Source organism: Variovorax sp. 01T439_2, from assembly GCF_056398445.1.
This window is the reverse complement of record NZ_JBFTPJ010000226.1, coordinates 1-6,921: the sequence shown is the minus strand read 5'-3', so window position 1 is coordinate 6,921 and position 6,921 is coordinate 1. Positions and strand designations below refer to the sequence as shown.

Here is a 6,921-nt window from a genome sequence, read left to right as displayed (position 1 = left end):
CCGCGCATCGTCCCCACRCACCGAAGAGAGCATCAGCCCCACCGGCAGTTCACCCGCGCGATGGCACGGCAGGCTGAACGCGCAGCCATCGAGGAAGTTGATGGCGAAGGTATTGCGCAGCAGCAGGCCGTTGGCCTTGAAGAATTCGGCATCGGCAGCGAGCGCATCAATGGCCGGCGCGACTATCGGCACGGTGGGGCAGAGCAAGGCGTCGAAGCCTTCGAGTGCGGCTTCGACGCGGCCGATCCACTCGCGGCGGTGGTCCTGCATGAGGATGTAATCGGCGGCGCCGACCGACATACCAAGGTCCACGCGGGCCGCGACCCGCGGGTCGAAGCGCTCGCGCTGCGCGCCGATGCGCGCGCGATGCACGGCCGATGCCTCGACGGGCGAAAAGCCGCCCGGCGCATTGATTCCAGCGATCTCGGCCAATTCCGCCAGCGTGACATCGACCACGATGGCGCCCGCCGCCGACAGCGCACTCACCGCGCGGTCGAAGGCCTGCGCCACGGCCGGTTCGATGCCATCGAACATCAGCGTGCGCGGCACCGCCAGGCGCAGGCCCTGCAGCGGACGCCGGCGCACTGCGAGCGGCGTGCCGGCAATGGCGGCATCGACGACGAGGCAACCGGCCACGCTGCGCGTCATGGCGCAGACGGTGTCGAGCGAACGCGCGAGCTCGAAGGCGCCGGTGCGCGGCACCCGGGCCTGGGTGCTCTTGAAGCCGACGAGGCCGCACAGCGCGGCGGGAATGCGGATGGAGCCGCCGGTGTCGGAGCCCAGGCCTGCCACGGCAAGGCCCAGCGCCACCGACACCGCAGCGCCCGACGACGAACCGCCGGGAATGCGCGCTACCGCGGCATCCGCGGGATTGCGCGGCGTGCCGTGGTGCGGGTTGATGCCGACACCTGAAAAGGCGAACTCGGTCATGTTGGTCTTGCCGATGATCGCCGCGCCGGTGCTGCGCAGGCGGGCCACGGCCACGGCGTCTGCGGCGGCCGCGGGTTCGCCCTCGCACACGACCGAGCCGGCCATGGTGGTTTCGCCGGCGAGGTCGTAGAGGTCCTTCACCGTGACGGGCAGTCCGGCCAGCGCAGGCAGCACGACGCCGGCGCGCTGCGCCGCATCGGCATGGCGCGCCGCGGCCAGCGCTGCTTGCGCGTAGCGCTTCGTGAAGACGTGCTGCGCTGAAGGCAGCTCGGCGTCTTCGAGCGCCCGCGCCACCACGGCCTCGTGCGACACCTCGCCGCGCGCGATGCGCCCGCGCAGCGTGGCGATGTCCATGCCGGCGGCGGCCGTCACGCGACCACCTCGAGCGCCTGCACGGCGTAGCGGTGCACGATGCTGCGCTTCAGGCGCGGGTCGTGGATCTCGAGCTCCATCTCGGTGGCCGGGCGAATGCCCTCGCCTTTGCCGTTGGGAATGGCGCCGAGCGTGCCGCAGGTCATGAAGCGGCCTTCGTCGCCGCCCTCGGCCTGGTAGATGCCATCGCGCAGCGCGGCCAGAGGGCGGATCGAGGCGAAGGTGCCCTGCTGGTAGTCGATCCACCGGCCCTCCTCCAGGATGCGCGAGCGCAGCTGCAGTTCGTCCTGGTAGGGCGCCACGTCGCGCCAGCGCCAAGCGGTGGTTGCGACCGGCTTGGCGCACATCTGCTTGGACACCGCGACCGAGTAGGTCTCGACGCGGCGGTCGGTGTGGTCGGAAGCCACGGTGAGCCACCACTCGCCGGCGGCGCAGAAGAGCATCGGCTCGGCTTCGCCGGAGCTCTGCGCGCCGAGCGCCTCGATGGCGGCCGATTGCGTGAGCAGCCCGGCGCTCACGCGGTAGTACAGCGGCACGCTCGACGGCCGCGGCACGCCGATGGCTTCGAGCTCTTCGATGTGGTGGGCAATGGCGGCGGCGTCGCGGCCGGTCCAGCCGGCGATCACGAGTTGGCGCGGCGGCACCGCGAGCAGCTGCGACGAGCGCGTGCCGTCGGCCGCCACGCTTTCGCAGGCGAAGGAAAGGGTCAATGACATGAAGGGCTCCGGGAACAGGGGGTCACATGAGATAGGCCGGCAGCCACAGCGCGATGGCGGGAAACACCATCAGCACGATGATCGCGAGCATGTAGACGAACATGAAGGGCAGCACGCCCGCAAAGACGTCGGTGATGGGCCCGGGCTGCCGCCGCATGCCCTGCAGCACATAGAGCACCGTGCCGTCGGGCGGGCTGATCATGGCGATCTCGACCAGCATGGTGATCACCACGCCGAACCAGATCGGGTCGTAGCCGAGCGCCGTGACCACCGGGAACAGCAGCGGAATGGTGGTGATCACCATCGACATGCCTTCCATGAAGGTGCCCAGCGCCAGGTAGAAGCCGATGATCACCAGCATGATCACCCAGCCCGGGAACGGCAGCCCGGTCAGGAACTTCGCGAGCATCTGCGGAATGCCCAGCGACGACAGGATGTAGTTCAGGAAGTACGCGCCGAACAGGATCAGCGCGATCATCGAGGTGGTGCGCGCGGTGGCGCGCATCGACTCGGCCAGCATCTTCCACTTGAGCTTGCGGTCCACCAGCGCCAGCAGCAGGCTGCCCGCCACGCCCAGCGCGGCCGATTCGGTGGGCGTGGCCCAGCCGGCGTAGATGGTGCCCAGCACCAGCGCGATGAGCAGCGCCGTGGGCACCAGGTCCGACAGGCTCGCGATGCGGTGCTTCCAGCCGATGGCCCTGGAGGCCTCGTCGCCATGCAGCTTCAGCCTGTAGCTGTAGTACAGGATGACCGCGGTGAACAGCAGCACCACCAGGATGCTCGGCCCCACCGCCGCCAGGTACAGCGCGCCCACCGAGGTCTCGGTGATCAGCCCATAGATGATGAAGGTGATGCCCGGCGGAATCAGGTTGCCCAGCGCGCCGCCGGCGGCAAGCGAGCCCAGCACCAGCTTGGGCGGGTAGTGGCTCTTCTCGAAATACGGCAGCGCCACCGAGCCCATGGTCGCGGCGGTGGCCACGCTGGAGCCGGCCACGGCCGAGAACACGCCGCACGAGATGATGTTGGTGTGCAGCAGCCCGCCGGGGAGCCGGCCCATCCAGATGTTGAGCGCGCGGTACAGCCGCTCCGAAAGGCCCGCGCGCAGCATCACCTCCCCCATCAGCAAAAACAGCGGCACCGACACCAGCACGAAGTTGGTCGAGGGGCTCCAGATCATCTCGCCGATGAAGTTCCAGAACGGCCGGTCCGACAGGCCGAAGCCCGCCAGCAGCGAGAGCACGGCCAGCGCCGCGCCCACGTAGATGCCGCCGGCAAAGAAGCCGACGAAGGCCACCAGCACTGCGGCCAGTGCCCACCAGGGCACGCTGGCCGAGGCTGCCGCGGCCGCATGGCCCTGCACGCCGAAGAGCGACGCGCCGGCAATCAGGATGCCGATGGCGACGATGAAGACGATGGCGATCATCGGGAGGCTCCTGCTGCCGCGGCGGGCATGGCGGGTTGCTGCATGCCCTGCTGCGCTTCGGCCACGGCCTCCAGCGTCTCGGCGGCTTCATCGACGTAGGTGCGCGACATCAGCATGCGGTCCATGCCGTCGGCGTCGCCGGTGGCGAGCTGGCGCACGGCACGCGCGGCCAGCGCGACCACGGCCAGCAGCAGCAGGCCCAGGCCCGCAGCCCACAGGCCCTGCGGCAGCGCCAGCGGCGTGTGCAGCGCCGACAGATCGGTGGCGCTGAAGTCCCACGAATCCCTGGTCAGAGAGAAGGCGCCCCAGGCGAAGAAGCCCGAAGCGACCATGAGCGCGACAAGCGACGCCAGGTGCAGCCACACGCGCAGCTGCAGCGGCATCTTCTGCACCAGCACGTCGATGCGCACATGGCCGCGCTCGAACAGCGTGCCCGCCAGGCCCCAGCTCATGCCGATGGCCATCAGATAGCCGGTGACTTCGGTCGTCGCCTCGGTCGAGAAGCCCAGCAGGCGCCGGGCCGCGATGTCGAAGCAGATCAGCAGGGTGATCACGAGGTAGCACCAGCCGGCGATGGTCATCGCCTTGGCGCTCACCCATTCAAGTGCGCGGAACATCACTTGGCGGCGTACTTGATGCCGGTGATCGGCGCGATCACCTCCGTGTAGACCGCCGCGCAGCGTTCGCCGCAGCGCTTGATCCAGCCGGGCAGCACCTCGTCGGCCAGGTGCTTCTGCAGCGACGCGCCAACGCTGGCTTCGGGCTTGGCTTCGACCATGGGCTTCTTCATCAGCGTGTGCAGCTTGCAGTCGGCGGCGCGGCCGACGTTGCAGGCGATGCCGTCGTTGGTGGCTTCGACGCCCAGCTTCCACTGCGCTTCCTGCACCTCGCTCATCGTCTTCTCGAACTGCGTGCGGATGGCCGGGTCGAGCTTGTTCCACCAAGCCAGGTTCACGAAGTAGCCGGAGGTCGACCACGACAGCGGCAGCGTGTAGAGGTGCGTCGTGACCTCGGGCCACTTCACGCCATTGCCCGAACCGGCGCCGGTGATGCCGCAGTCGACCGTGCCGCGTTCCAGCGCGGTGTAGACCTCGCCGAAAGCCAGCGACACCGGCTGGCCGCCGAGCGACTTGATCAGGTCCGAGGCCGACGGGCCGTTGGTGCGCACCTTCAGGCCCTTGAGGTCGGCCAGGCTCGCCACCGGCTTGCGGCAGAACAGCATCTGGCCCGAGAACGGATAGGTCGCGACCAGCTTGATGCCCAGGCGCTGCAGTTCCTTGTTGGCCACCGGCACCATCGCATCGGCCACCTTGCGGGCCTGGGCGATGTCGGCGTTCATGCCCGCGAGGTCGACGCCGTCGAGCATCGGCACGTCGCCCGAGACAGTGGTCAACGGCGCGGCCGCAATGTCGACCTGGCCCGAGCGCACCAGGCGCAGGACTTCAGGGCCGTTCACGTTGCGCTCGGGCCAGGACGAGAGCGTGACCTCCACGCGCCCGCTGGTCGCCTTGGCGATGCCGTCGCGCAGCAGCGGCTGGTCGACCTTGGTGTACTGCGGCAGGTTGGGCGCCACCTGCGTGATGGCCTGCACGGCAAGCTTCGGGCCGGCCGGCACCTGGGCGGCGGCAGTGCCGGCCAGCAGCGCGGCGGCCACGGCGACGGATGCGAGGGAAGACAGCGGACGCTTCATCGGGAACTCCTGGGACAAGAAAAAAAGCGGGATGGGAAACGGGTGTTCATTCGTAGTACTGGATCTCGAACAGCACGCAGCCGGTGCGAGAGACAAAGGGGCCGTGCATCGCACCCGGCGGGCGGCAGGCGAAGGTGTAGGGGCCGAAGGCTTCGCCGCCCTCGCCTTCCGCGTCGCAGCCGACCACCAGCTCGCCTTCGACGATGAAGACCTCTTCGTGGAAGTCGTGCACCACGGGCCGGTCGATCAGCGCGCCGGCCGACCAGCGGGCCAGGCGAGTGCGCGAGCCGGTGCAGGCGGCGGTGTCGAGGTTGTCGGCCAGCAGCAATTCTTCGATGCGCCCCGCGGTGCAGGGCACCGGCGACCATTCGGTGCCGTCCGCATCGGGGCGGATCGCGAAGAACTCGCGATGTCTTTTTCCGGTCATGAGCTTGTGCATGGCGCGCAGTGTTGTCGCGCGCCCCTGCAGGGTCAAACGGGAAATTCTTTGGGCCGGCGATAGGATTTCGTGATGCACAGCCCTGGCGCATCGAAGCGCCCCACTGCCGGGCGCGGCGTGGCTCGGATCAGGGCGCGAGCACGTCGTCTCGGCAGGTGGCGATGAACTGGTCGCACGATATCTGCGCCATGCCGACCAGCGCCTCGGCCAGCGGCGACGCCGGTTCCAACCGCATGCTCGCGACCAGCGGCAGCGCAATGGGCACCGGGTCGACGTCCAGCACCACCAGCTTGCCGTGCAGCAGGTCCTGCTGGATCACGGCCAGCGGCAGCAGCGCCGTGCCGAAGCCCGTGCGCGCCAGGTCGATCATCGCGCCCAGCGACGAGAAGTAGCTCACGCGCAGGTTGGTGCAGCCGCTCGCGTTCTGCGCAATGTTGCGGTAGACGCTCGATTCGCGGTTGAACGAGATGATGGGCTGCGTGGCGATGTCGGCAAAGGACAGCAGCTTGCGCGACGGGAACTTGAGCGCCAGCGCGGGGCTCGTGACCCAGCGCATCGCGAGGTTGGCAATGCGCTGGTTGTCGATGAAGCCCGGCGTGATCTCTTCCGACAGGATGGCGCAGTCGAGCGTGCCGCGCAGCAGGTCGTCGCGCAGCCTGGGCGTGATGTCGGAGATCAGCTCCAATGTGGCATTGGGGTACTTCTCGGCAAAACGCGAGAACAGGTCGGGCAGCCAGGTGTGGGCCACCGTCTCGATCACGCCGATGCGCAGCATGCCCGAGAAGGCATCGGCCTGGCCCATGGCCGCGACCATGCGCGCCTGCATCTCGATCATGCGTTCGGCATACGGCATGAGCTCGGTGCCCTGGTAGGTGAGCATCACGCCGCGGTGCTCGCGGTCGAACAGGCGCACGCCGAACTGATCTTCCAGCGTGGCGATGCGGCTGGAGATGCCGGCCTGCGTGGTGTGCATCTTCTCGGCGGCCGCCTTGAAGCTGCCCAGCTTGGCGACCCAGACGAAAGCTTCGAGAAAACGCACATTCATCGGACGAGTTTATGAGGAGTTGCGCGTTGCGATGCGTGTGACATATCTCACGCTACCGAGCCGAAATCTCACCACTTCTGGGTATTTGAGGCTGGAATGTAATCCATTAGGCCTCTTTTTACGTTCTGGCGCTTCAACACCGAGACGGGAGCCCCGCATGACCACCACCGATCCACAAGCAGTCTTCGAGGCGAGCGGCCGCCTGGGCGCCATGGAGGTCCTGGGAACGCAGGTCAGTGCGGTGGTGTCGATGCTGCGCGCCATGTACGCGGCGCACCCAGAGCCGGCCAAGGTGCGGCACGGCTT

7 protein-coding genes are annotated in these 6,921 nt (G+C 68.3%); all 7 read right to left on the bottom strand.

Annotated features, from left to right (window positions below):
• Positions 1–1,302, bottom strand: a 1,302-nt coding sequence (locus AC1DOC_RS12885) for an amidase (protein WP_478129891.1), incomplete at its 3' end; no start/stop codon positions are given.
• The gene (locus tag AC1DOC_RS12880) at positions 1,299–2,018 is read right to left on the bottom strand and encodes a DUF2848 domain-containing protein (protein WP_125966590.1); all 720 of its coding nucleotides are present in this window, start codon (positions 2,016–2,018) and stop codon (positions 1,299–1,301) included. The genes AC1DOC_RS12880 and AC1DOC_RS12885, both read right to left, overlap by 4 nt.
• Before the next feature lie 22 nt (positions 2,019–2,040).
• Positions 2,041–3,441 carry a TRAP transporter large permease gene (locus AC1DOC_RS12875; protein ID WP_478079849.1) on the bottom strand — a complete coding sequence of 467 codons (1,401 nt, stop codon included), beginning with the start codon at positions 3,439–3,441 and terminating at the stop codon, positions 2,041–2,043.
• Positions 3,438–4,058, bottom strand: coding sequence for a TRAP transporter small permease subunit (locus AC1DOC_RS12870; RefSeq protein ID WP_478079850.1), 621 nt, complete (start codon positions 4,056–4,058; stop codon positions 3,438–3,440). Before AC1DOC_RS12870 ends, AC1DOC_RS12875 begins: the two co-directional genes overlap by 4 nt.
• A complete protein-coding gene (locus tag AC1DOC_RS12865) occupies positions 4,058–5,131 on the bottom strand; it encodes a TRAP transporter substrate-binding protein (protein WP_478079851.1) in 1,074 nt (357 codons plus the stop codon). The genes AC1DOC_RS12870 and AC1DOC_RS12865 overlap by 1 nt, the downstream gene beginning before the upstream one ends.
• A gap of 46 nt (positions 5,132–5,177) precedes the next feature.
• The gene (locus tag AC1DOC_RS12860; protein ID WP_478079852.1) at positions 5,178–5,570 is read right to left on the bottom strand and encodes a cupin domain-containing protein; all 393 of its coding nucleotides are present in this window, start codon (positions 5,568–5,570) and stop codon (positions 5,178–5,180) included.
• Between the two features lie 127 nt (positions 5,571–5,697).
• Entirely contained in the window at positions 5,698–6,615 is a 918-nt protein-coding gene (locus AC1DOC_RS12855) for a LysR family transcriptional regulator (protein ID WP_478079853.1), read from the bottom strand.
• Between the last annotated feature and the right edge of the window lie 306 nt (positions 6,616–6,921).

Excerpts from the sequence above, each read along its gene's own strand:
- AC1DOC_RS12880 (WP_125966590.1), bottom strand. The coding sequence starts at position 2,018 with ATGTCATTGACCCTTTCCTTCGCCTGCGAAAGCGTGGCGGCCGACGGC.
- AC1DOC_RS12875 (WP_478079849.1), bottom strand. The coding sequence starts at position 3,441 with ATGATCGCCATCGTCTTCATCGTCGCCATCGGCATCCTGATTGCCGGC.
- AC1DOC_RS12870 (WP_478079850.1), bottom strand. The coding sequence starts at position 4,058 with ATGTTCCGCGCACTTGAATGGGTGAGCGCCAAGGCGATGACCATCGCC.
- AC1DOC_RS12865 (WP_478079851.1), bottom strand. The coding sequence starts at position 5,131 with ATGAAGCGTCCGCTGTCTTCCCTCGCATCCGTCGCCGTGGCCGCCGCG.
- AC1DOC_RS12860 (WP_478079852.1), bottom strand. The coding sequence starts at position 5,570 with ATGCACAAGCTCATGACCGGAAAAAGACATCGCGAGTTCTTCGCGATC.
- AC1DOC_RS12855 (WP_478079853.1), bottom strand. The coding sequence starts at position 6,615 with ATGAATGTGCGTTTTCTCGAAGCTTTCGTCTGGGTCGCCAAGCTGGGC.